Source organism: Collinsella aerofaciens (assembly GCF_009876115.1).
Lineage (GTDB): Bacteria > Actinomycetota > Coriobacteriia > Coriobacteriales > Coriobacteriaceae > Collinsella > Collinsella aerofaciens_N.
In genome coordinates, this window is the sequence record NZ_WWSY01000020.1 from 1 (window position 1) to 24,830 (window position 24,830).

22 protein-coding genes are annotated in these 24,830 nt (G+C 62.6%); 1 reads left to right on the forward strand and 21 read right to left on the reverse strand.

Translation table 11 applies throughout. The features are described from left to right. Positions 1–116: 116 nt before the first annotated feature. The 15 genes from GT571_RS08735 to GT571_RS08805 form a co-directional block, all read right to left on the reverse strand. Entirely contained in the window at positions 117–401 is a 285-nt protein-coding gene (locus GT571_RS08735; RefSeq protein WP_035137167.1) for an ATP-binding protein, read from the reverse strand. A 324-nt stretch (positions 402–725) separates the two neighbouring features. Continuing rightward, positions 726–1,085 (reverse strand): DUF192 domain-containing protein, encoded by a 360-nt coding sequence (locus GT571_RS08740; RefSeq protein WP_271728806.1) that lies wholly within the window; start codon positions 1,083–1,085, stop codon positions 726–728. Further along, complete coding sequence (locus tag GT571_RS08745; RefSeq protein WP_161156721.1) at positions 1,082–1,558, reverse strand: TadE/TadG family type IV pilus assembly protein; 477 nt, start codon at positions 1,556–1,558, stop codon at positions 1,082–1,084. Before GT571_RS08745 ends, GT571_RS08740 begins: the two co-directional genes overlap by 4 nt. After that, positions 1,558–3,618 carry a hypothetical protein gene (locus GT571_RS08750; protein WP_161156723.1) on the reverse strand — a complete coding sequence of 687 codons (2,061 nt, stop codon included), beginning with the start codon at positions 3,616–3,618 and terminating at the stop codon, positions 1,558–1,560. The genes GT571_RS08745 and GT571_RS08750 overlap by 1 nt, the downstream gene beginning before the upstream one ends. A gap of 76 nt (positions 3,619–3,694) precedes the next feature. After that, positions 3,695–4,231: a TadE/TadG family type IV pilus assembly protein gene (locus tag GT571_RS08755; RefSeq protein ID WP_117563703.1), complete on the reverse strand. Its 537-nt coding sequence runs from the start codon at positions 4,229–4,231 to the stop codon at positions 3,695–3,697. Next, the gene (locus tag GT571_RS08760) at positions 4,167–4,385 is read right to left on the reverse strand and encodes a hypothetical protein (protein WP_117563704.1); all 219 of its coding nucleotides are present in this window, start codon (positions 4,383–4,385) and stop codon (positions 4,167–4,169) included. Before GT571_RS08760 ends, GT571_RS08755 begins: the two co-directional genes overlap by 65 nt. Position 4,386: 1 nt before the next feature. Beyond that, positions 4,387–4,950 carry a hypothetical protein gene (locus tag GT571_RS08765; protein ID WP_161156724.1) on the reverse strand — a complete coding sequence of 188 codons (564 nt, stop codon included), beginning with the start codon at positions 4,948–4,950 and terminating at the stop codon, positions 4,387–4,389. After that, the gene (locus GT571_RS08770) at positions 4,914–5,147 is read right to left on the reverse strand and encodes a hypothetical protein (protein WP_089572694.1); all 234 of its coding nucleotides are present in this window, start codon (positions 5,145–5,147) and stop codon (positions 4,914–4,916) included. The genes GT571_RS08765 and GT571_RS08770 overlap by 37 nt, the downstream gene beginning before the upstream one ends. Before the next feature lie 10 nt (positions 5,148–5,157). Then, positions 5,158–5,799: a type II secretion system F family protein gene (locus GT571_RS08775; protein ID WP_161156726.1), complete on the reverse strand. Its 642-nt coding sequence runs from the start codon at positions 5,797–5,799 to the stop codon at positions 5,158–5,160. Continuing rightward, entirely contained in the window at positions 5,796–6,722 is a 927-nt protein-coding gene (locus GT571_RS08780) for a type II secretion system F family protein (protein ID WP_161156727.1), read from the reverse strand. The genes GT571_RS08775 and GT571_RS08780 overlap by 4 nt, the downstream gene beginning before the upstream one ends. Then, positions 6,695–8,023, reverse strand: coding sequence for a TadA family conjugal transfer-associated ATPase (locus GT571_RS08785; RefSeq protein WP_161156729.1), 1,329 nt, complete (start codon positions 8,021–8,023; stop codon positions 6,695–6,697). The genes GT571_RS08780 and GT571_RS08785 overlap by 28 nt, the downstream gene beginning before the upstream one ends. Continuing rightward, positions 8,020–9,669 (reverse strand): nucleotide-binding protein, encoded by a 1,650-nt coding sequence (locus GT571_RS08790; RefSeq protein ID WP_161156731.1) that lies wholly within the window; start codon positions 9,667–9,669, stop codon positions 8,020–8,022. The genes GT571_RS08785 and GT571_RS08790 overlap by 4 nt, the downstream gene beginning before the upstream one ends. Continuing rightward, positions 9,669–10,328 carry a Flp pilus assembly protein CpaB gene (gene cpaB, locus GT571_RS08795; RefSeq protein ID WP_338400660.1) on the reverse strand — a complete coding sequence of 220 codons (660 nt, stop codon included), beginning with the start codon at positions 10,326–10,328 and terminating at the stop codon, positions 9,669–9,671. Before cpaB ends, GT571_RS08790 begins: the two co-directional genes overlap by 1 nt. Positions 10,329–10,580: 252 nt before the next feature. Then, entirely contained in the window at positions 10,581–11,534 is a 954-nt protein-coding gene (rsgA, locus tag GT571_RS08800; RefSeq protein WP_172674589.1) for a ribosome small subunit-dependent GTPase A, read from the reverse strand. Positions 11,535–11,992: 458 nt separating this feature from the next. Then, a complete protein-coding gene (locus tag GT571_RS08805) occupies positions 11,993–14,674 on the reverse strand; it encodes a cation-translocating P-type ATPase (protein WP_161156736.1) in 2,682 nt (893 codons plus the stop codon). 442 nt (positions 14,675–15,116) lie between these two features. Here GT571_RS08805 and pyk point away from each other — a divergent pair, with 442 nt between their 5' ends. Continuing rightward, the gene (gene pyk / locus GT571_RS08810; RefSeq protein WP_117637393.1) at positions 15,117–16,577 is read left to right on the forward strand and encodes a pyruvate kinase; all 1,461 of its coding nucleotides are present in this window, start codon (positions 15,117–15,119) and stop codon (positions 16,575–16,577) included. A 202-nt stretch (positions 16,578–16,779) separates the two neighbouring features. Here pyk and GT571_RS08815 read toward each other — a convergent pair whose 3' ends face one another. The 6 genes from GT571_RS08815 to pheS all read right to left on the reverse strand — a co-directional run bounded on the left by GT571_RS08815 (position 16,780) and on the right by pheS (position 24,385). Then, positions 16,780–17,628: a hypothetical protein gene (locus GT571_RS08815; protein WP_161156738.1), complete on the reverse strand. Its 849-nt coding sequence runs from the start codon at positions 17,626–17,628 to the stop codon at positions 16,780–16,782. Between the two features lie 78 nt (positions 17,629–17,706). After that, a complete protein-coding gene (locus tag GT571_RS08820; RefSeq protein WP_204987220.1) occupies positions 17,707–18,477 on the reverse strand; it encodes an energy-coupling factor ABC transporter ATP-binding protein in 771 nt (256 codons plus the stop codon). Positions 18,478–18,521: 44 nt separating this feature from the next. Next, a complete protein-coding gene (locus tag GT571_RS08825) occupies positions 18,522–19,358 on the reverse strand; it encodes an energy-coupling factor transporter transmembrane component T family protein (protein ID WP_161156740.1) in 837 nt (278 codons plus the stop codon). Further along, positions 19,336–20,421, reverse strand: coding sequence for a cobalt transporter CbiM (gene cbiM, locus GT571_RS08830; protein WP_161156742.1), 1,086 nt, complete (start codon positions 20,419–20,421; stop codon positions 19,336–19,338). The genes GT571_RS08825 and cbiM overlap by 23 nt, the downstream gene beginning before the upstream one ends. A gap of 249 nt (positions 20,422–20,670) precedes the next feature. Beyond that, on the reverse strand, positions 20,671–23,124 hold the full coding sequence (pheT, locus tag GT571_RS08835) for a phenylalanine--tRNA ligase subunit beta (protein WP_161156744.1): 2,454 nt from the start codon (positions 23,122–23,124) through the stop codon (positions 20,671–20,673). A gap of 184 nt (positions 23,125–23,308) precedes the next feature. After that, entirely contained in the window at positions 23,309–24,385 is a 1,077-nt protein-coding gene (gene pheS, locus GT571_RS08840; protein ID WP_161156746.1) for a phenylalanine--tRNA ligase subunit alpha, read from the reverse strand. Between the last annotated feature and the right edge of the window lie 445 nt (positions 24,386–24,830).

Below are 24,830 nucleotides of genomic sequence, written 5' to 3' on the forward strand. Positions count from 1 at the left end.
AGGACCTCGGGGGCGTTCGGTTAACTGCGGGAGCGTGCCGTCAGCTCAATGTGTTCGGTTGGGATCGGAAATCAACCAGCACAGCCTCGGTTCTATAAATCGGCACGTCAGAGACATCAGCCGGCAGCAAGAAGTTTTTCGCTCAGAGCCGCACGGGCAAACTCACTTGGCGTCATCCCCTCGGCAGCCGCCCGTCGACGAATGGCCTCCTTCATTCCCAGAGGAATCTTGACCGACAACGTTGCCGTCCCCTCACCTGAGAGCGGGGGCCGTCCATGCACGATCCCACCAACGGTATGTTCGCCATCCGGAAACTCTCCGCGCTCGTACGACTCGCACCACGCGTCAATCATTTCATCCGTTACAACCTGACCATTAGCGGCCGTATACGTCTTGCCCATCATCGACCCCTTTGCCGAGCCTGTTCAATCTCCTGCCAAAATTTCTTCTGGACTGGAGACAAGGCATGAATGATAAGCCACCCACGGAGAAGCTCGACCGCGACAAGCTCCACGCTTCGTCCGTCTGGGAGCCATCCAATCGCAAGCCATCTCGGCGGCTCGTCCTTCGACTCGCGACGAATGCACTCAGTAACCGCAAGCCAAGCGCTAAGCACCTGCTTTTCCGTCAGGTGCTTTTTAGCGTTGGGATGGATCTCAACATCCATGCATCTTCTCCTCCATCTTACCCAATTTCGTATGACGAAAGTCCGCTGTCGCCAATTCTTAAGCCGGCACGCGTTGGAGAGCAGGGGTCGAAACAATGATTGAAGGACGCTCTAGTACGGCCCAGGCGCCGGGGCAGGAGCACATACGCCAGGGACGTACGTTTTCGTAGCATACGAGGACATAGCCACGTGCATCGATAAAGGCGATGTCGATGGGATAGGCCATAAAACACGTGTGGACCGAAGAGCAGCGTGGAAACGCCATGACGAGCGGCAGGCCGTTGGCGGCAACCGGACGCCGTCCCAGCATGCCGCGCAGGCGCACGACAAACGACTCCGCCACCGCAAACTCGGCCGGCGTCCAACCCAGCCTATTGAGTGCCCGCGCGTAGGCGATGTAGGACGAGACCGCGGTCACATGACCACCCCCGGGCGCCATGGATCGACCGTCACCGCGCGCTCGTGCGACAACGTTGTCGGCGCCCCCAGCGGAACGCCAGCGATGCTGAGAGAAGTCGGCCACGGCTCATAGTGCATGGTGCAGGTGTAGGTCCTAAACGTACCGGATAGGGAGAGCAGGCCACCATCCGATGCCTCCGCGCCTTGCTCGCTCGACACTTCGATCTGCAAGTCATAGCCTTCCATGGCATTCAGAATTTGAGTCTGGACCGTCGCCGAGGCATCGACAGAGCTTTCGTCGCCCTCCCCCTCCGACGCCACGGCGTGCGCCAACACGATGTCGGGCACCACGCGGTCGAAGCGCGCGACAGCGCTGGCATAGACCATGACGTTGTACACGATGAGTGCCAGCACCAGCAAAACGGGCGTAACCACTGCCATCTCCACCGTCGCTTGGGCGCGCTCCTCGCGCAGACGCATGCGGATACTCATTACGACCCACCGCCCAGAGCGCCAACCAGCGTGGCGACATCGACGGTGAGCGGGATGGAGCCGCCGCCGGGCAGAGGAATCTCCGCAAGCGTGAACGTCGTGCCGCTGATGGTGCGTTCGACTTGATATTCCAACGCCTCGCAAAGCGCCTTGGGATCGGTCACGCCCAACGGAATACTTCGCAGCTTGTCTTGCGCTTGAGAGAGACCGGCAATGTCAGACCCCGGGCTCTTAATGACGTTGGCGGAATCGGTCAGCACTGGCTTTCGCAGGCGCAAGTCGCACGGTTCCAGACCCAGCGCCGCCACGGACGCCGAAACGGTATCGCCGAGCCACGATGCGATGGAGCCCAACGCGCCGCTGCCCCCTCCTAGGCCTTTAATCATCTCGCCCATAAGTTCGTCGGCCGAACCTTGGATATCACCGTATCCCACAAGCAGCCGTCCCCAAACATCCATGACGCCGTCGAGCACACCGGCAACGCCGCCCGAGCGTTCCTTCAATGTCGAGAAAAATCGAGAAAGCACGTTGTTTTGCGCCGTCGCCTCATCGGGCGCCAGCACCGCGGCAGAGATGGCACCGCGATCGCCAAGCCTGACTGCCGTGTTAAACGAAGAGTTGAGTTCATCGGGGCTCGAGATGGCACCCGAAACCGCAAAGGCAACCACGCCGTTGCGACCGGGCGGAGCGATACGCGGACGCTCGCCCGAAAGCGCTTTAATGGCCTGGTCAAACGCATTGCCCGCACGGTCGGCTTCGTCCTCGGTCTGACGCTCGAGCTCGAGCTCCTTGTTGCGACAGTCGACGTAGTCCTCCAGGGCGTCTTTAAACTTGTCAAAGTGATACTCGAAGCCGTTTTCGATAGAGGTTGAAGGCGCCGCAACGGCACCAAGCGACAAAACGCCAAAATGGCATTTGCTGCATTTATCCTGTCCATCGTAATCGGCAACCGAAGCAAATCCGCTCGGCGTCCCTTTCTTATAGTTAGGGCAGGTCGTCCCGTAATGCAGATACGCCTTGTCATCGTTCACGCTAGTCGGCCACACCGCATCGGTATAGAGTTCCGTCGCCCGAACCTCATCAGAGTTGCGCGGCAGCAGCGGAATATAGGAGGAGACCCTGTCTCCGTTCTCGGTTATATGTGCCCGATCGACCTCCGCGCTCGCATAGGTATAAAACGCCTTACGCGCCGCAGACTCTGCCTTCATCTCGACACTCGAGCCGTGGGGCTTCTCATTTGTCAGACGCCAATGGTAGTAGTCCTTCGCGCGATCAAGGGCAACTTGGGGCTCCCACGTAACGCTCGATGAGTAATGCGGATTTTGAACACCGGAGAGATCCGTTAGGCTTTTCGCACGCTCCCACATGCAAGAACAGCTGCCGACCGAGCCCTTGTCAGACCCACCACAATCCACCAGCCAAGCACGCTCTTTAGCCTTCGCCGTGTCCTCAGAAGCCTTCCGCAGCTCCTCGGCCGCACCCTCTAAATCATCTGATGTGTCTTTAATGGTATCGGTCGAGATCTCTGATCCTTTGAGCGCAGCGAAGTCAGACTCGGATGTCCTGGGCACGGCAAGCGCCGTACCGGTATAGGTCACACTATCGGTATCCTGCGCCGACACCGCCTGCGTGGCACGCGCGGCGATCAGATACGGCAGGGCCGTCTCGATTTTCTGTAAGCCTTCCGATGCGCTTTTGGCAAACTTGTTGCGCGTTTTAATGATCTCAATCCCGGTGTCGACCATATTGCCGGCAACCGGCTCGGCACCCGGGATAAGGATGGCGACCAGGCCCGTCCCGATCGTGGCAAACCCCGCCAGCCCCAGACTCAAGATGCTCGCATCAACCACCGTGGCAGCCGTGTGATAGGACGACACTACGTTGGCACCCGCCAGCGCGCCGCTATCAGCCGCCACCTGGGTATCCCCGGCACGCGACATGCTCCATATCGCCGCCGTCGACGAAAACAGCAGCGTGAGCACCACCAAGATGACCACCGCAGAGGAGAGCGTGGTGTAGGCACCGTCTTCGATAAACAGGTCGATACCGGCTCGACCCATAAAGCCGCCTCGTTTGCGGAGAGCGCCTGGTCGACGGCGGGCCGCAAACCCTTGCGTCACCCGCAACAGGCAGCGCCTAATCCCATGCAGCAATCCACGAATCATAATCTCCCTCCAGCCATTCGGGACGCGATTGATACGAGACATCGACCTTGAGCTCAACGTAGCCGCCCTCGGCGGTACCACCCATAGCCTGCGCAAACGCACCGATCACAGGCAACGGCTTGACCTCGCCGGAAACGGACACGGACGAGACGCCACCCGCACCGGCCCGGCCAAGCTCGATATCCCACGACAACGGCCCGCCGGCATGAAAGATCGAAACGTTGGGCACTGCGGCAAGTCGGCGGCGGGTGAACTCCTTAAGATCGTCGTCCTCCGCCGTCGTCGTGGTCATGAGCCGCGCGGTCTCGGCAGCGGCAGACTCCATGACCGCGCGCGTATAGAGCAGGCACACCGGTTGCAGCGCGAGAAGGATGAGTGTCAGAAACGTCGGCAGCAAAAAAGCGGCCTCGACCGTAGACTGCGCCCGGTCCTCGCGCGCGGCATCAATACAACGCGATGTCCTTAGCGGCCGCAGCGGCGTCGATAACCGACGTCGAGGCAACGCCATGGGATGCCGCCCGCTCAACCAGCGCCGCCAAGCGCCCATCGGTGCCGGCACGCCAAAGTCCCGCGATCGCCAGCACGATCGATAACAGCGCCACCGTGACGATGGCGTATTCGACCGTCGCCTGGGCAGATTCCTCACGCAGGACATCATGCATTTCACGATCCCTCCTTTGAGTCCGTTGCCTGCGGGCTCAGGCGCACGGCGCGCAGACGACACGAAGCATCGCCAGCATCCGCGGCAATTGTCACCATATCGACCCAGCCGCGTTCGTCGCGCACGATGGCGCCCCACACGTTTCCCTTGATGTCGAGATAGCCGATCAGAGCAAGTTGCGCCGTGGGTACCTCGCGATAGGCACGCAGCATATCCGCCGCCGCTTCGGTCATCGGTCGGTCCTCGGACCATGCAAGCCGGACCGCAATCGCGTTGCCCTCAGGCGAATCCGTCGCAGTGCCAGACCGCTTGTCGAGCGTCCGCAGAAAGGTTTGCGCCGTGACAGCGACATCCGAATCGTCCGCATCTCGCATCTCATCTTTTTGAGACGCCACCGCCGAATCTGAGCCCAAATCGGAGGCGGTCCCAGGACGCTGCTGCCGCGCGGCGTTAAGCCCCCAAAGCACCGCCGCTATCGCCACGACCAGGCAAGCAAACACCAGCAGTACCCCGATGGGGCGCTCGCCCTCTACAGGCTGTTGATGCCCTCGCTGATAGCGTTCCATAGATCTTGGACCTTGCCCTTAAATGCGACGATGGCGATAATCGCAATCACCACGAGCACGCCGACCAAGATGGCATACTCGGTGGTACCCTGTGCGCTCTCCTCCTGCAATAGTTCCTTGGCGCGCTGACGAACATGTGCCGCCCGGCAAAACGCCCAGCCCTGGACCTTGCCAGCAGCGTCAGTCATCGTGTTCATGTATTCCTCCCTACATCATCCCGCCTGCTCCCAGCAGCGGGCCCAATATGGACAGAAGCAACGCCGGCAAGATGAGCGTGCCGGTGGGAATCAACAGCTTGACGGGCGCACGCTCGATCTCGCGCTCGACCGCGGCGCGATGAGCCGCACGGATCTCGCGACTTTGAGCGGCCAGCGTCTCGGCAAGTGGGGCACCCAGGGCGAGCGCCTGCCCCACCGTGATGGCAAAGGTCTCGAGCGCTCGCACGTCCAGGTCGCGCGCGGCGGCCAACAACTCGTCCTCACGCGTGCCCACGCCCACCTGCCACGCCATGCAGGCGCGCTCAAGGCGAAGAGCGAGCACTGACCGGCGGTTGGCGCAGAAAATCTCAAGCGCCGCATCAAACGAAAGACCGGCCGAAAGACCCAAGCGCACAACATCGATCATCTCGGACACTTCGCCGAGCGACACTCGCGCCGGGCCGCCCGCTCCAACCGCGCCCTTCACTCGCGCGGTCAGAGCATCGACCACCGAGCGACCCGCGGCAGCGACCAGCACCGCCTCGCGCTTGCAGGCCCCTGCGATCTTGCGTGCATCCGCCCGATCAAAACCCGTCGCGACAAATACACTCAGGGCGCACAGGCAAGCCGCAGCTGCAACCGGGGCGCTCATAGCTCCACCCGCATAATGCGCCGGATAACCACCAGGGCAACGGCGTTGAGGGCAAGACCCAGCACCACAGCGCCCGCGCCGGCAGGCGTCGCAAGACCGCGACGAAAATCTGCCGAAAGCAGCGCCAACACCGCGCACATGCCCGCCGGCATCGCCGCGACCATATGCGCAGACATGCGAGCCTGCGACGTCTTAACATCCAGGCGGCGCTTGAGCTCAATGCGCTCCCCCACCATGCTCGACGCCTCGGACAGTAAGTCGGCAAGCGGAGCGCCGGTGCGCTGAGACACCTTAAGCGCCAAGGTCACAAGCGAAAGACCGGGGGCGTCGATACGCACGAGCAAGTCATCGAGCGCGTCGGTCGCCGAGATGCCGCAATCGATCGCCGCCGCCACCCGCAAAAACTCGGTATGCACTGGCTCTTGCGCATGAGCGCCCACAAAGCGCATGCCCTGGGCCAGCGAATGTCCCGAGGCAAGCGACATGGAAAGTGCGGTAAACGCCTCGGGCATTGCCTCTTCTGCATCGTGTTGCTCGCGCCGGCTCTCAAAGCCATCCCGAGCGGCACCGACGGCAAACGGAGCAACAAGTCCCAAGGCAAATCCGAGGGGCGATAACGACACCATCGTTAGTAAAACGCAGCAGACACCGCTCGATAGCAGCAGAAACGCCAAACGTCCCGAAGCATCTTCGATCACGAGGCCAAGGCGATGCGCCGGAGCCAGCGATGCCCACGAACGGGCGATCTTTTTCAGCAGATCGTTTTCCACCAGCTCACGCGGCAGCTTCTCTGCCACCGTCTCGAGCGCCTGACGTGACAGCTCCGCCGACGGTACCTGCGGCACACGAGGTTCCGCCCCGCACGCCGTCGCGACAGAAAGCCCTGCCAAGCCCCCTACGACGAGGGGCACAGTGATCTCCATTCGTCCACCTCCTCTTGTGTGAGCGTCCCCGACCGCAGGCCTTCTGCGATAAACGGCGGCTCGCGGTCAAGCGTCCAGGTGCGCTCGGCGGCATCGAACGTCACATAGCGCTCGAGCTCTACGCCGCCCGATGCGGCGCGTCGCACCCCCGAATACGAGGAGACGAAACGCCTGCCATCGGCGTGACGCTCGGACATCACGATGCCGTCGAGCGCCATGGCAATCTGCTCCTCGATGAGCTCGCTCGGCAGATCGATGCCATAACGTGCAAGCAACGTCAGACGCACCACGGTCTCCTGTTCTGAACCCGCATGAAGTGTGGTGAGCGACCCGTCGTGGCCCGTGTTCATGGCCTGCAACATGTCGCAGCACTCGGCACCGCGCACCTCGCCCACCACGATGCGGTCGGGGCGCATGCGCAGGGCATTAGTTACCAGGTCGCGGATCGTCACCGCGCCCTCGCCCTCAATTGAAGCCTCGCGCGCCTCTAGGCGCACCACGTGCGGATGATGTGCAAACTTGAGCTCGGCGGAGTCCTCGATCGTCACGATGCGCTCGCCGGTGGAAATCTCACATGACAACGCGTTGAGCAGGGTGGTCTTACCAGATCCCGTGCCTCCCGCAACCGCCAGGTCCTGTCGCAGCGACACCGCGCACGACAGCAGCTGCGCATACCAAAGCGGCAGCGATCCCAACCCCACGAGCTCGTCCAGCGAGCAGATACGGTCCGAGAACTTTCGGATGGTGAGAATCGGTCCGTCAATCGCCACAGGCGGAATCACCGCGTTGACGCGATAGCCCGTTTTGAGGCGGGCGTTGACGATAGGGCTGCGCTCGTCGATACGGCGGCCAAGTGGCGAGATAATGCGGTCGATAAGCACACGGATCTGCTCATCATCCTCAAACGCATGCTCGATGGGGTACAAGACGCCGCCGCGTTCAAAGAAAGCCGAGCGGCAGCCGTTGATCATGATCTCGGTAACGGTGTCGTCCTCGATGAGCGGCTGCAACGGCCCCAGGCCCACCACGTCATCCAAAATCTCGTCGATGATGGTCTCGCGCTCGGACGTCGCGAGATCGGTCGGCTCCTCAACATTGAGCGCCGCCTCCACCGCAGGACGCAATTCCGAGCGGGCAAGTGCCGGGTCGATATAGGCGCTGATACGCGCCACTTCGTCGTAACCCATGCGGTCCATCACGGCGCGCTTGGTGCGTCGTTTCACGGCGCGGCGACGCCCCGCATCTACAGGCGCTGCCGCCGCCGCAGCGCCGGCAGCCTTAATCCTCGTTTGCAGGCTCATCGCTGATCACCCTCGCGCGACCAGGGAAGGCGGATACGCGGGCGTTCGGTGCGCGTTGCACGGTCGGCGACCATATCGCTCCAAGGGCCGACGGCGCACCCCAGTTCCACGAGCATCTCGCGCGTGGCCTCGCGCACGCTGGTCGCAAAAGCGCTGGTCTGCCCCACTGCCTCGTCAGCGCGCCCAAACGCCATGAGCGCGGCGAGATCCTGCCCGCCATCGGCGATACGAATCTTGGAGCTTAACGCACAGGCAATCTCAAAGCGCATGGCGACGTCCTCGTCTGCCCCGCGCGCACCGAACCGGTTGAACACGGCGCTCATGCGCGTGCGCGGCACACCTACTCGACCTGCCAGTTCAATGACGCGCGATGCCGATGCCGCGGACGACACCGCCGCATCGCCAACGACCAGGCAACGGTCGCTCGCCGCCACCGCAGCCGCCACGGCGTCGCCCCAAAAGACCGAGGTATCGATAAAGACCACGTCGGATTCGCGACGCAGAACATCAAGCAGTAGCTCCACCGGACGTGCCATGAGCTCGGCTTGCTCGGGCGCCGCGACGGGACCCCAGAGCGTAACGCCCGGTGCCACGCGCATCGATGTGGCTACGATATCCGGCTCGGTGAGCGTGCCCGCCGCCGACGGCTCGATAAGTGCCGCCATATCGCGCGGAGCATCGACGCCTAACAAGTCGTAAAGGTTTCCAAACATCAGGTCCAGGTCGAGCACGGCGGCACGCAAGCCCAACAGCGACGATGTGTGTGCCATGGTGGCAACGATCGTCGACTTGCCGCAACCGCCCGAACCCGAAATGGCGCAGATGACCGGAGCTCGATGCGGCGAAGCGGCAGCGTCTGCCGGCGGCATCGGAGGCGGCGGGGCGGGCGTCGGTGACAGCGTCCCCGTCTCCCCCGCCGCAACCACACGCTGCGTCCAAGCCGGCATGGCAGCTTGTTCGGTCTGCGAGGCAGGCTCGTTCTGTGCAATCTGCTCATGCTGCATCAGCGACAACTCGCCGCACCCGGCAAAGCCCTCAACTTCGTCGAGTTCATCCGCCAGATTCACGCCGTGCACGTATCCCATATCTACAGCCGGGGAATCGCCAGCATGCTGCGCCGGCCCTCCAGCGTCATCGTATACAAGGGGGTTCCGGGGACGCCGACCATGCTCGGCTTCCGCTTTTCCATAATCATCAACACGCGGGCCTCTTGTAGCGCGAGGCGCCCCGGGTTCCCTATCAACAAAAGCATCGGGCTCAATCGTCATGCGCCGATCGGAACCAACCGCTCCCTCGCCCGCGCGCCCGTTGCCGCATATACTGTGTGCAGCGATGACCTCGGTCGCCCCCGCGCGAAACAGCCCCTCGATATCCGACGGATCGAGCGCTTCTATCAACACGACCACGCGACTCACGCGGCCTTCGGCCGTCAGGCGCGCAACAGTCTTGCGCACATCTTCGGTATCAAACAGAGACGCCGCGATGATGGCAGCCCCGCGGCGCGACGGAAACGCCCGCGCCATGGAAACCAGCCCGTCCAGGTCACCCACACGAAGCACCTGTGCACCCGCATCACGGCCCTCGACTTCCCGCTGCAACAGCCCGTAATCGCCGCACGCGCAGCACGCAAGCCAGATCGCCTTCATCACTCGTCGCCTCCGCTCTTTTTGCCGCGCGCCGTGGCGGGAATCGTCAAGCTGACCGTTCCCTTGCCCGAGGCGCCCAGCAGTTCCTTGACGTCTTCGGGGTCAGCCGCCAGCGTCACCCATTCGATCTTGCCCTCGCGCGTGGCACCGGAATCCTCACTGGTATCGATCACGTACGCGCCGCACAGCCGATCGGTTACGCCGTCTTTTTGCACATACACATCCACGTAGCTGCCCACGCCCGTGGCACCGCCGACCGAGTGCTCGGCATCGACCGCCACCGAAACGGCGACCTTGCCCTTAGGCACCTCGAGCTTGTGGCTCTCGGCCTTGGTGTAGACATTGCAGATCACGGCGTTTTTGGGAATACGCGAAGTCGTCACGTCGCCGCGCACCTGGCGCAGCTCGGTCGCTGCGCCACGCGGCAGCAGGCTCGTCAGCCATTCCTGGGTTATGACATTGGTCTCATCGAGGGTCTCGCCCACATCGATATCGCGCGCCGCGACGCATACCTCGACGTGATCGCCACCGTACTTGGCCAAGGTCTCAGCCTGGACCTGTTCGGCTCGTGAGCGGATCGACGAGCCGTAAGCCATGCAGAGCAGCGCAGCGAGCACGCCCGCGACCAGACTGATGGCGATGCGCTTGCTCTTGTTCACGGCCGCTCCTCTCATGGCAGTGCCGGGCGAATGCCCGTACCACCATTGTCTGGGCGGTCAGAGCGCAAAGCGGCGCAATCGCGATCTTGGTTTTCGATGTCAAACCAATCGCTGACCAAAAGCTGACCAGCCCGTCAAGCTCGTGGCAAGGTTTTGGTCAGCACGTCAGCAAACTGCATGTTTCGAGGCTTTTCCGCAGCAAAAAAGCCGTCTCCCGAACAGTTGGGAGACGGCTGTCATAGGAAAAATCAATTACAGATGGACATCGGGATCGAGCATTTGAGCGCTCACGCGCATGGATGACGCCAGATTTTGGAAAGTTTCCAGACGCAGGCTGTCGATCTGCCCGGCGTCCTCGGCCTCGCGAACGGCGCAACCCGGTTCGTGGGTATGCGTGCAGTCGCCAAACCGGCACGCACGCGATGCCTCGACAATCTCGGGGAAGGCGCGTGCCAGACCCCGCTCGTGACCCACGAGCGGCAAACTGCGCAGACCCGGGGCATCGGCGATCACGCCGGCGTCGCCCGGCAGCGCCACCATCACGCGCGCGACGGTAGTGTGACGGCCCTGGTCGTCGCGTTCGCGCACACCGCCGGTCGCCAACGTATCGTGGCCCAGCAGTGCATTGAGCAGCGTCGACTTGCCGGCACCCGACTCGCCCAGAATCATGGCGCAGCTCCCGGCAGGCACGCAGGCACGGACCTCGTCCAGACCGCGGCCCTCGGCAGAAGACGTCACGATCACGCGCACGTCCGGACCCACCAGACGGCGCACGCGGTCCAGATCGCGCTCGAGCTCCCCGGCATCGCAGCGGTCAGCCTTAGTGAGCACCACCACCGGCTCGGCATCGCAGTCGAGCGCCAACACCAGCGAGCGCGCCACACGGTCGAGCAGCACCTCGCCGGCACCGAGCGCCTGCACGATTAGCACGCTATCCACGTTGGAGCAGAGCACCTGGCGCTCTCCGCGGGCACGGCCGCGCCAACGCTCAAAGCTCGTACGGCGCGGCAGTACGCATTCAATCACGCCCATATCGTGCCCGGGAGCGCGGCGCACCGCCACACGATCGCCCACGGCAGGCAGCAGGACCTCGTCCCCACCGCGCGACTTGGCAAATCCCACGGCATGCTCGGCGCGGAAGGTATCGTCGGCAGTCGCCACCAGCGGAAACCCACGATCCAAGCGCACCACGGCGCCAAGCTGCATCTGCTCGGGCTCCTCGGCATGTGCGCAAAAATCATCAAAGGCAGCCTGCTGAGCTTCATCGACCGGCAGGTCATCGAACGCCGGAACGTCCTGCAGCGCGTCGAGTCCCGGCACGCTCGCCAGCAGCTCCTCGGCAGACGCGGGAGCCTCGGTCGCGAGCTTCCGACGACGATCGCGCTTAGCCCGCGCCCCCGTCGTCTTTTTCTTCGCTTTAGCCTTAGCCTTGCCCACAAGCGCCTCCCAGCACCATAAATCACAACTGAGCAGGTATTTTAAATCAAAAAGAGCTGGCCGGGCAAAGCCCGACCAGCTCACATACTTTCCCTCAGCTTACGGTCCCGAGAGGTTATCCGAAGGCCCGCCCGCCGGGAGGGGTTTCTTCTGAGTGATCCCGCAGCGCGAAGCGCGAGGACCAGCGAAGAAGAAACCCCGCAGGCGGGCGGGCCCGGACAGGTACGTTACTCTTTCTCCACCGCGCGCATGATCGCCTTGTAGATCTCCATCAACGGGATGATCAGGAAGGCCAGGCCCAGCGCGGCAAGAACGCCCTTGAGCTCAAGCGTCACAGGGCCAAAGAACATCTCGGCAAGCGTCGGCTGCACGGTCACGATCACCGTCAGCACCAGTGCCAGAGCGGCGGAAGCCCACAGCCACTTGTTCTGCTTCTTCATGGTGAACAGCGACGCACGACGGCTGCGCATATTGAAGCAGTGGAAAATCTCGACCATGTTGAGCGTGATGAACGCCATCATCACGCCTTCCTCGTCGGCATTGCCGGCGATCATATCGGCGATGTGGATGTAGCCCATGTCAAAGTACACGCCCACAAAGAAGCTCGCCAGCACCAGCACGGTGATGATTAGGCCTTGGACCACGCAGTCCAGACCCATATGTCCGGCAAAGACACCATCCTTGGCGTTGCGCGGCTTGCGCTTCATGATGTCGCCCTCGGCGTCCTCCATGCCCAGCGCGAGCGCAGGGAAGCAGTCGGTAACCAGGTTCACCCACAGCAGCTGCACCGGCTGGAAGATGGTAAAGCCGATGAGCGTGGCGATAAACACCGAGAAGACCTCGGCAAGGTTGGCCGAAAGCAGGAACTGGATGACCTTGCGGATGTTGTCGTAGATGCGACGGCCCTCTTCGCAGGCACCGATGATGGTGGCGAAATTGTCGTCGGCAAGCACCATGTCGGCGACGTTCTTGGTGACATCGGTACCGGTGATGCCCATGCCAACGCCGATGTCGGCGCGCTTGATGGACGGGGCGTCGTTGACGCCGTCGCCCGTCATGGCCACGATCTGGTCGCGCGACTTCCAAGCCTCGACGATGCGTGTCTTGTGCTCGGGCTGGACGCGGGCGTACACGCCGTAGTCCTCGATGTGCGCGTCGAGTTCCTCGTCGCTCATGCGATCGAGGTCGGCACCGGTGATGGCATGGCTGCGATCGGTGACGATGCCCAGCTGCTTGGCGATGGCCACGGCGGTGTCGATGTGGTCGCCCGTGATCATGACGGTGCGAATGCCAGCGTCGTGGGCCTCGCGGATGGCTTCGGCGACCTCGGGGCGGACCGGGTCGATCATGCCGGACAGGCCGCAGAAGACCAGGTCGTGCTCGAGCGCAGCGGGGCTGCAGTCGCTCGGAACCTCGGTGTAGGTGCGGCTTGCCAGCGCCAGCACGCGCAGAGCCTCGTCGGCCATGGCCTTGTTGGCGGCCACGAGCTCGGCGCGACGCTCCTCGGTCAGCGGGACGACCTTTTCGCCCTCGTAGATATGGGTGCACAGGCCGATCACCACGTCGGGCGCGCCCTTGGTGTACTGCTCGTACTCGCCATCCAAGGTCTCGACGATCACGGACATCATCTTGCGGCCCGAGTCGAACGGGGCCTCGCCCACGCGCGGATGCTCGGCAGTCAGGCCGGTGAGGCCAGCCTTGCCGGCGTCGTTGACGAGCGCGCACTCGGTCGGCTCGCCCACGGCCTCGCCCAGCTCCTCGTCCCACTGGGCATCGGAGCACAGCGCCATGCCAGCCAGGAACTTCTCCTTGGGCGCGGCGAGTTCGTGCTTGACGACGGTCATCTTGTTCTGGGTAAGGGTACCGGTCTTGTCGGAGCAGATGGTCTGTGTGCAGCCAAGGGTCTCGACGGCGGAAAGCTTACGGATAATCGCCTGGCGCTTGGCCATCTTGGTCACGCCGAGCGAAAGCACGATGGTCACGACGGCGACCAGGCCCTCGGGGATGGCGGCGACGGCAAGCGAGACGGCGACCATAAAGGTGTCGAGCAGGGCGGTCGGGTCGGTAAGAACGTTGCCCACGCCGTGGCGGATGATATCAACGCCAAAGATGACGACGCAGATGACGATAACCATGATGGTGAGGATGCGGCTGAGCTCGGCAAGCTTCACCTGCAGCGGCGTGAGCTCTTCCTTGGCCTCGGCCAGGGCGCCGGCGATCTTGCCCATCTCGGTGTTCATGCCGGTGCCGACCACGACGGCGCGACCACGGCCGTACACGACGGTGGAGCCCATATAGCACATGTTCTTACGGTCGCCGAGCGGCACGTCATCGGTGCCCGCAGCGAGCTCGATCACGTTGGCGTGCTTCTCTACGGGCACGGACTCGCCGGTGAGCGCGGCCTCTTCGATCTTCATCGTGGCGCTCTCGAGCACGCGGCAGTCGGCCGGGACGGAGTCGCCCGCCTCGAGCATGATCACGTCGCCGGGCACGAGCTCGGCGCTCGGCAGGTGCACGAGCTTGCCGTCGCGCAGCACCTTGGACTGCGCCGCACTCATCTCCTGCAGGGCCTCGAGGGCCTCCTCGCTCTTGGCTTCCTGGACCACGCCCAGCACCGAGTTGACGATAACGACGAACATGATGATGGCAACATCGGCAAAGTCGGGCTCGCCCTTGACCATGCCCGTGAGCGCACTGATGACGGCGGCAACGATCAGCATGATGACCATGGGGTCGGCCATCTGCTCAAAGAAACGCTTCCACAGCGGTGTCTTCTCGGCTTCCTCGAGCTTGTTAGGGCCTGTCTTGGCGAGGCGCGAAGACGCCTCGTCGTTGCTCAGGCCGAGGTTCTCATCGACACCTTGGTCGCTGAGCACCTCCGCCGCGGCGGACAGGTATTCCTTTTGCATATAGAGTCCCCTCCTGGGATTCGGGCCACTCAGCAGATTGATGCCCGATCATAATTCCCAGGAGAAGGGCAAGGGCTCATCAAGGCTGCCGTGCTGAGCGGCAGTTGATAGTGGAGCTATGGTACCCCAAAGCGACGCGTCTAGCCAAAACAATCGGTTTGGAAATATGGTCCGCACGCAACGGTGCAGACCGTGTGATGCTCAACATTGGTAAAACGTTTTTTCTTCGGCACATCGCCAAACTGACATATCTCCCAGATAGCAGCGGTTGGAGTGGTTGGTAAAGATTTTTCATATACCGTTTTTCCCGCAAAAAATGAACTTCCATTTCGGCATACGGTCGATTTTTTGGGGTATTCGGTCGGCATTTCGTTATAATCATCTCGGTTTTATTTCTTATGGTTTATCTATCAGCGCAAGACGATGTCAGATGGAGGTCTGAATGTACAAGCGCACTAAGATTGTATGCACCATGGGTCCCGCCTGCGATAGCGACGAGACCATCCGCGAGATGATCAAGGCGGGCATGAACGTCGCCCGTTTTAACTTCTCGCACGGCTCCTACGACGAGCACCACGGTCGCATCGAGCGCGTCCGCCGTATTTCCAAGGAGCTCGGTCTGCCTGTCGGCATCCTGCTCGACACCAAGGGCCCCGAGGTCCGCACCGGCCTTCTGGTCGACGGCAAGAAGGTTGCCGTCAAGACCGGCGATAAGATCGTCGTCACCGCTCAGCCCACGTCCGAGGATTTCCACGGCACCGCTGAGCACATCTCCCTCGACTACCTGGCTCTGCCTTCCGAGGTCGAGAAGGGCTCCCTCATCCTGATCGATGACGGCCTGGTTGCCCTCGAGGTCGAGTCCGTCAGCGGCCAGGACATGACCTGCGTCGTTAAGAACGACGGCCTGATCGGCGAGCGCAAGGGCGTCAACATGCCCAACGTCAACATCTCGCTGCCCGCCATCACCGAGCGCGATCGTCAGGACATCCTCTTTGGCCTGACCGAGAACATCGACTACATCGCCGCTTCCTTCATCCGTGACGGCGAGTCCGTCCGCGGCATCCGCAAGCTTTGCCGCGAGAACGGTGGCGAGCACGTGACGATCTTCCCGAAGATCGAGTGCGCCCTGGGCGTCGAGAACTTCGACGAGATCCTCGAGGCTTCCGACGGCATCATGGTCGCCCGTGGCGACCTGGGTATCGAGATCAAGCCCGAGCTCGTTCCGCACATCCAGAAGGAGATCATCGCCAAGTGCAACGCGGCCTACAAGCCCGTTATCACCGCTACGCAGATGCTCGACTCCATGCAGCAGAACCCGCGCCCGACGCGCGCCGAGGTTGCCGACGTTGCTAACGCCATCTACGACGGCACCGACGCCGTTATGCTCTCTGGCGAGTCCGCTGCCGGTAAGTACCCGGTCGAGGCCGTTAAGATGCAGGCCAGCATTGCTCTCGAGACCGAGAAGTACCTCCCGGCCCACGCTCCGCTCGAGGTTCCGGCCGACGCTCACGGCACCCGCGTCGTCAACAACGTTGTGGGTATGTCCGCTGTGAACATGGCCACCACCGTTGGCGCCAAGTGCATCACCGTGCCGACGACCACCGGTCGTACCGCACGCCTGATCTCGCACTTCCGTCCCAACATGCCGATCTGTGCGTTCTCCCGCCACGAGTGGGCCGTCCAGCAGATGATCATGTACTGGGGCGTTATCCCGCACCAGGCCGAGATTACCCAGGGCACCGTCAACGGCACGATCGTCAAGGCGATCGAGACCGCTAAGGAGCTCGGCTACGTCGAGGCCGGCGATCTGACCGTCGCTACCGCCGGCGATCCCCGCATGAGTGTTCAGCTCGAGGACAAGGTCTCCTCGACCAACGTCGCTTACGTCGCTCAGGTGCGCTAAATCGCACTTGCAAGCACGCTTGCATTGCAAAAGGGCCCGGAAGGCTTTGCCTTCCGGGCCCTTTTTAGACCTTCTTCGTATGCCGCATCATCGATTTGTGTTCAGTCGCAAGCCTCTCCGATGCCGAGCGCACCACCGAAGACGCCCTGCGACGGGAGCCGTTGGTCAATTGGAATGAACTGTTCACCGTTAAGCCGGCCGGCTAGCAGCTAGCGATCAGGGGGACTGCGGGAACGTCAGAAGCAGCAACGCGAGCCGCAAATCCCGCCTCGGTCAGCTCGATGACCTCGGTAAACGTTGCATTGAAAAACTCCTCGGTTAGCAGGCGATACGGCGGATGATCGGGCTCGCCGGGGTTTTCGCGTACAATCTCGTGCATGACGCCGATAGTCTTGAGCACATATTCTTTATGGATGGGATACTGCCCAAAACGCGTCGCAGCGGTATAGAGGCGATCGGTCGCACGCGGAATGGAAACGATGCCCAGCGTCTTACCAAACCAGTCAAAGTCGCCTTGCTTTTTAATGCGGAATTCCTCGCACGGCTTGCCGCCGTGCGCCTCCAGGTACTGATTCACGCGCGTATTCCATACGGTATCCGCCACCAGATGCGACCAGACGCCCAGCGTCAAATCGAGCAGCGACTGCGCCACATCTTCGGACGCAAGCGAGAACTCACAGGCGCCGGGACCGACAACCGGCTCGGCATCCCTGTAGCGCTGAGGATAGTGCACGCGGTTCAGTCGCTCGCGCTCCTCGACAATCGAGGTAGCCTCAGCAGGTTCGCCCGCGGGTGCGCCTTTAAGCAGCGGCGCCACATAGGTATCCCAGAACTCGTGCTCGCGCGGCTTAGGGATAGGCTCGGGCTTTGCAAAGTGCGTAATGCGATACGGAATGGGATCGGCGATGCCAGGGACCATATAGCCCACGAAGATATCCGGAACCACGCAGCCAAACAAAAAGGCATTGCGGTCGCGCACGCTATCGGCAAGCACGCTAGCACGTGCCAGCAAGCGCTCCGTTTGAGCGATATGAATGTTCCAACTTGGCATAGCCACCCCCATAAAACCTGGTTAACTATACCATCACGGCAGAGTCGCACAGGCGGCCATACATACCCTACGCAGCAACTATTCCGCAGCACCGCTTTCGGTTCCATACGACGGCACGGGCGCCTCGACCACATGGTGATATCGATCGATATAGATGGCACGGGCCTCCAGGCGGCGCACCAAATCTTGATGGTGCGTACTCATCAAAACCGTCTTACCGGCAGCAACGTAGGCCAGCAAAAAGTTGACTACGATGTCGCACGAGTCCTCATCGAGCCCGTTGGTGGGCTCATCGAGCACTAGGATATCGGGGTTCATCGACACCACCGCAGCCAGCGCAACGCGCTTCTTTTGCCCGCCCGAAAGCTGATAGGGCGAGGCATCGACCAGATCGGCAACCTGGAACAGCTCCATGGCATCGCGGACGCGGCGCTCGAGCTCGTCTGTCGGCAGCCCCATCTGCGCGGGGCCAAACGCGACTTCCTCGCCGACCGTGGCACAAAAGAGCTGCGCATCGGCGTTTTGAAACACAAAGCCCACACGCTGATGGAACCGCTGGGCCGTCGCGGAATCCTTGAGATATGCCGCATCGACCGCATGCCCGTCGAACAGGTACGCACCCGCGTCCGCAAGCTCAAGGCCGTTGATAAGACGCATGATCGTCGTCTTGCCGCAGCCGTTGGGACCAAGCAGAGCGACGAGCTCTCCATGGTTCACCTGCAATGAAACGCCGTCGACCACTGTATGACCCGCATAGGAAAACACCACGTCGCGAAACTCGATGAGCGGCGTGGTCTCGGCATCGGCAGCACCGCTCGCACCCATCGCGTTATTCGTATCGTTTGCCAAAACGTCGCCCTTCCCTACTCACATCGACGGTTCGACTGTCCGCGCTACAACACCGCGCACAACACGACGAGCAACGCCACAACGGCCGTGTAAACGGCATCGCGCCAGCCAAAACCGCTCCGTACAGGCGCCGGATACACGCCGGCGAAGCCGCGGCAGAGCATAGCCTCGTCCATCGCGCGGCTGCATTCCATCGCCTTGATAAACGTCATGCCCATGATACCCGCCAGCGAGTCGGTGCGCGAAAAACCCGCAGGCGCGGAACCGACGCTGCGCAGCATGACCGATTCGCACAGATCGTGCGCCGTGCGTCCCAGCACCTCGATATGCTTGAGCGCCATATCAAAGGTAAAGATGACCTCGTCGGGCAGGCGCAGCATCTTAAGCGCCGCCGACATGCGACTCCAGGTGAGCGTCCACGAAACGCCCAGCACCAGCGACACATTAATAAACGTCTTGAGCGCGATCTTGAGCATGGCGCCCGTGGCAGACGCGCCCAGCAGCAGGGCAGGCAGCGCCAGAACCACGGCAAACCCCGCGGCAGCCAACGTCGGCACAAAGGTAGCGCGCAGTCCGCGTACAGGGCGCACCGCGACCAGCACCAACGCAATCGCCGCCATCAGCATCAGGTACAGTGGGCTCTGCGTCAGGCACACGCACAGGACGCAAACGAACATCCCCACCAGGCGCACCGGCGCCGAAACGCAAGAAAGGGCGCGGTCGATCATCGACCCGCCCTCGTGCGCGCCTCCACCCAGGCGAACCCGCTCAAGCAGGCTCGCCAGGTGCAGGACATTCTTTTGCATCACACGATGCCGAGCCCCCGCGGGCTCGTATCGCTCCTCGACCGCAAGCCAGCTAGGCAGCTCGGCTATTGCCATGAGCACCGCTTTCCTTGACCGTCAGCGAGACCAGGCGGAATGCGATGGTGAGCACCGCCACGCCAATCACGCCCGAAAGAATATACATCGCGGCCTGGCCGGCAAAGCCAAGGCCCTGCTCCTCGGAATAGGCCTGCAGATAATCGCCCGTGGGCAGGGCATCGGCAAAGGTCGGGGTATCGAGACCGACCGAAGCCTGCAGGCTGTCGTCGCCAGCCTCCTGAACGGCGGTCGCGGCGCCCTCGGCGTCCCACTCACCCCAGGCGTCATCCGTGGCCAGCAGGCCCAGCGGCGTGGCTACGACAAGCACGGCAACCAGGATGAGCGTAGGGACCAGCGAGGTCTTCTTGGCAGCAGCGCCCTCGGCAGCAAGCTTGCCATCGACGGCCTCGGGCCCGACGATAATGCTCGGCGCCGTCTTCTTGATAAAGCCGTAGATCGCGGCCGTCGCCACGCCCTCGACCACACCGGCAACCAGCATATGCGGGACCAACATGGCCGGAATAGCCACGGACAGCGGGAAGGGGCAGTACAGCGGGGCGCCCGAAGCGTTGGTGAAGAGCATCGGCTGAATACCGAACTCGATCGCCGCGCAGAGGGCCGCTACGCACAGCCCGACCCAACCGCTCACGATGGCAGAAGCCGAGGTGCCCCAGCTTTTGTCGTGCAGACGGCTGTTGAGCGCACGGAACACGATAGCAGCGACAAACGGCAGCACAAAGGCCATGTTAAAGCAGTTGGCGCCAAACGACAGAACGCCGCCGTCGCCAAACAGCAGCGCCTGCAGCGCCAGCGCGACCGAGACAGCGATAGTCGCGGCCTCGGGACCCAGCAGCAGCGCGATGAGCGCGCCGCCGACGGCGTGGCCTGTGGTGCCGCCGGGCAGCGGAACGTTAAACATCATGAGCAAAAAGGAGAAGGCAGCGCAAATACCCAGAAAGGCCATATGCTCGCGATCGAGCGTGGCGCGCACTTTTTTGATGCAGTGAACCCATACGGGCACCATCGCCACCGCCATAACGGCATCGGTCTGCGGGGACAGGTAGTTGTCTGGAATGTGCATATACGCCTCCCGGTTGCCGGCGCATGGGGTTGCAGCGCCGCTTGAACCATTTCATCAGTGTTACGAGCATGATGATTCGTAACACGCCGCAGGCAATGATAACAAAACGGCGCGCCGCCACAAAAGCAGCACGCCGTTTTGTAATGCGCATGTCATATATGAAAGCTCAGCGGTGCCTTATGTCAAGCACCGCGGTCACGCGGGACCCCACGGCAACTGCCGAGGGGTCCTGTGCTCCCAGCGCAAATCCTAGCCGCGGACCTCGCCGTTTACGCCCTTGCACACCTTGGTGACGATCTTCTGGTGCGCCTTCTCGACCTCTTCGCTGGTGAGCGTGTGGTCGTCGGAGCGATACGTAAGCGCAAAGGCCATGGACTTCTTGCCCACGCCCACGCGGACCGGGTCGCGATAGACGTCGAACAGGCGCACGCCCTCGAGCAGCTTGCCGCCGGCGCTGGTAATGCGACGGTCAAGATCCTCGCAGGTCACGGAGTTATCGACCACGATAGCCAGGTCATGCTCAACAGCCGGGTACTGCGAGAACTCACGGTAGTTCTCCTGATTGCGGGCGCCCTTGATCAGCTTGTCCAAGTCGAGCTCAAAGGCAACGACGACCTCATCAATGCCCATCGCCTCGCGCGCCTCGGGGTGAATCTCGCCAACCCAGCCCAACACGGTGCCGCCCGACAGAACCTCGGCCGCGCGACCCGGCTGCAAGAAAGCGTAGCCCTCGCCCTCGACGGGACGGAAGCGAACCTTCTCGATGCGCAGCTGGGCGAGCAGCTCCTCGACAATGCCCTTGCCAAAGAAGAAGCGCAGCTTGCGGTACTTCATGTTCCAGGACTGCTCACTCCACTGGCCCGAGAGCACGCCCGCGACGGACTTGGTCTCCTTGGGCAGGCTGGCGTTCTCGCGGCCATGGAACAGGCTGCCGACCTCGTACAGGTGCACATTGGGCGTACCGTGTGCCTCGTTGTAGGCCACGGACTGCAGCAGGCCCGGCAGCAGCGAACGACGCATCTCGGTCTGCTCGGCTACCAGCGGGTTCATAAGCACCACGGGGCAGCCGCGGCCCTCAGTGGACATGCCGATCTTCTCCAGGTCGCCCGGGGCGGCAAAGCCAAAGGTCGTGGTCTCGTTGAGGCCGCAGGCGCGCAGGATCTCGCCGACCTTACGGGTGAGCTTCTGCTCGCGGGTCAGACCGCCAATATGGTTCTTGGCAGCCGGGATGGTCGCCGTCACGCGGCCCATGCCCCACAGGCGCAGGACCTCCTCGATCAGGTCGATCTCGCGCGGCAGGTCGGGACGGAAGCTCGGCGGGGTGACCATAAAGTCCTCGCCGTCGCACTCGACGGTGCAGCCCAGACGGGTGAGCGAACGCTCGATAAAGTCGGGCTCGATGTCGGCACCGCAGATGGCATGCACGCGGGCCAGGCGCAGTTTGATGCTGTCGATGGTCTTGGGCGCGGGGAAAACATCGACATAGCCGGGAGCGACCTCGCCGCCGGCGATCTCCTCGATGAGCGCGCAGGTAACGTTGGCGACATCCACGCAGCCGGTCTCGTCGACCTGGCGCTCAAAGCGAATGGAGGCGTCGGAGATCAGCGACAGATCACGGCTGGTGTGCGAGGTGCGACCGGCGTTGAAGCAGGCACTCTCGACCATCACGTCGACGGTGTCGTCCTCGATCTCGGAATCCATGCCGCCCATAACGCCGGCCAACGCCACGGGGCGCTCGCCGTCGGTGATAAGGCCCATGCCGGCGTCGAGCACGCGCTCCTCGCCGTCGAGCGTCGTGAACTTCTCGTCCTGCTGGGCAGCGCGAACCACCACGCGACGCCTGCCATCGCGCTCGGCAAAGGTGTCCAGGTCAAAAGCGTGTAGCGGCTGACCGGTGAGCATCATCACGTAATTGGTGATGTCGACGATGTTGTTGTGCGGGCGCACGCCCAGGGCGTTAAGGCGCTTGACCATCCAGTCGGGCGACGGGCCGACCTTCACGTTGCGCACGATGCGGGCGACGTAGCGGTCGCACAGGCCCTCGTCGGCGATCTCGACAGAAAGCTCGTCATCGGTCGCGCGGCCGGTCTCGGCCTTGATGGCAGGCAGCTCAACGTGGAAATCGCGGTCGAAGATGGCGCCGGTCTCGCGGGCCATGCCGATCATGGACAGGCAGTCGGGGCGGTTGGGCGTGATCTCGCAGTCGAGCACGGTGTCGCTCGAGCCCACATACTCGGCAAACGGCATACCGCAAGGCGTATCCTCGGGCAGGATCATGATGCCGGAGTGGTCGCCGCCCAGACCGAGCTCGCGCGCGGAACAGTTCATGCCCATGGACACGACGCCGCGAAGCTTGCTCTTCTTGATCTTGACGTCGCCGGGAAGCACGGCGCCGATCATGGCCGTGACGATGTGGTCGCCGGCCTCGAAGTTCTGCGCGCCGCAGACGATCTGCAGCGGGGCAGGATTGCCGTCGGCGTCGAGGTTCTTGTCACCCACGTCGACCGAGCACACATACATGTGGTCGCTATCGGGGTGCGGGGTCTTGGTGAGCACCTTGGCGGTCACCACGTGGTCGAAGGACTCGCCCACGGTGTCAATCGCCTCGACCTCGGTGCCGGTACGGATATATTCGTCCGAAAGGGTCTTGGGATCCTCCGGAATATCGATCATGGTCTTGAGCCAGTCGTAAGAAACACGCATCTAGCTCTCCTTTCATACTGAAAGCCTGCGAAGAGATGCAGGTGGAAACTTCAACTTTGTGAACATTCCTTACAAAGCGAGGGTTGCCCAAGTGCGGCAGATCGGCCCGAAAGAGGAGCGCCGCGTACTTTGGTACGCAAGCGACGAATGAGCGCCGAGGTGCCGTGCTTGGGCAAGCCGCAGCCTAGAACTGATTCAAAAAGCGCATATCGCCCGTCATGAGAGTTCTGAGGTCGGGCAGGTCGTAGCGCAGGGCCGCGACGCGCTCGGCGCCAATACCAAAGGCGAAGCCGGTGTACTTCTCGGGGTCGATGCCGCAGTTGATCAGGACGTTGGGATCGACCATGCCGCAGCCCAGGATCTCGATCCAGCCGCTGTGCTTGCAGAAGTTGCAGCCCTTGCCGCCGCAGACGTGGCAGCTTACGTCCACCTCGCAGGAAGGCTCGGTGAAGGGGAAGAAGTGCGGGCGGTAACGCGTCTTGCGGTCCTCGCCAAACATGCACTTAACAAAGTAGTCGAGCGTGCCCTTAAGGTCGCCAAAGGTGATGCCCTCGTCGACGACCAGGCCCTCGATCTGGTTGAACTGCGGCAGGTGGCAGGCGTCGGCCGTGTCGGGACGGTAGACGGTGCCCGGGCAGATCATGTAGATGGGCGGCTTTTGCGACTCCATGGTGTGAATCTGCACGCCCGAGGTCTGGGTGCGCAGGAGCACATCGGACTCGCCATGGGCGTGGGCCTCGGGGTGTGCGACGCTGCCGGGGTTGTTGTCGACCACGTAGAAGGTATCGCGGGCCGAGCGGCTCGGGTGATCCATGGGGGCGTTGAGCGCGGTGAAGTTGTAGTAGGAGGTGTCGACCATGGGGCCGGACTCGACGGTGTAGCCGATGCCGCAGAAGATGTCCTCGGCCTCCTCGATGATCTGCTTGATCAGGTGCTGGTGACCGATCTGCGGACGGATGCCCGGCAGCGTGATGTCGACGGCATCGTGCTCGAGCGCGTGCTTGAGGGCGGCAGCCTTCATCTCGGTGGTGCGCTCGTCGAGCATGCCCTCGATCAGCTGGCGCATCTCGTTGGCGCGCTTGCCCATCACGGGACGATCCTCGGGGGCGAGCTTGCCCATCATGCGCATCAAGCTGGTGATACGACCCTTGCGACCGAGCAGCTCAACACGCGCAGCCTCGAGCTTGGCGGCGTCATCGGCGCCTGCGACGAGCTCCTTGGCCTCTTCCTCGAGTTTGACCAGATCATCAATCAGACTCATGTCTTCCCTTTCGTCTCTCGCGCATCCACTTGCCGCGGCGGCTGGAGCCACCCGGAGCTGCGGATGTGCGGCCCGGTTCGGTAACAAAAAACCGCCCTCGGGCATGTGCATTGCCCAAGGACGGTTGAATTCCGCGGTACCACCTTGTTTGACCCGGCGGATGTCTGGCCCGCCGCGCCCACTCTGTGCCCCTTGTCGCGAGGCTCACGGCTTCCCTACTGGGGCTTCGCCGCCGCTGGCCGCGTGCCCGTTGAGGTCGCTGCTCGGGAGTGAACGCTTGGCCCTTGTCACCACAGGAAGGCTCGCAGCCCATGACCTTCCCTCTCTTGCCGGCGACGCGGCGGGCAAAACCCTCTCCGTCAACGCATTGGGCTATAGGATAACACATTCTGCGTGTGCATCGCCGCGTTCCGTTTTGTTCGCACTGGGTACAAGGCAGGTAGCT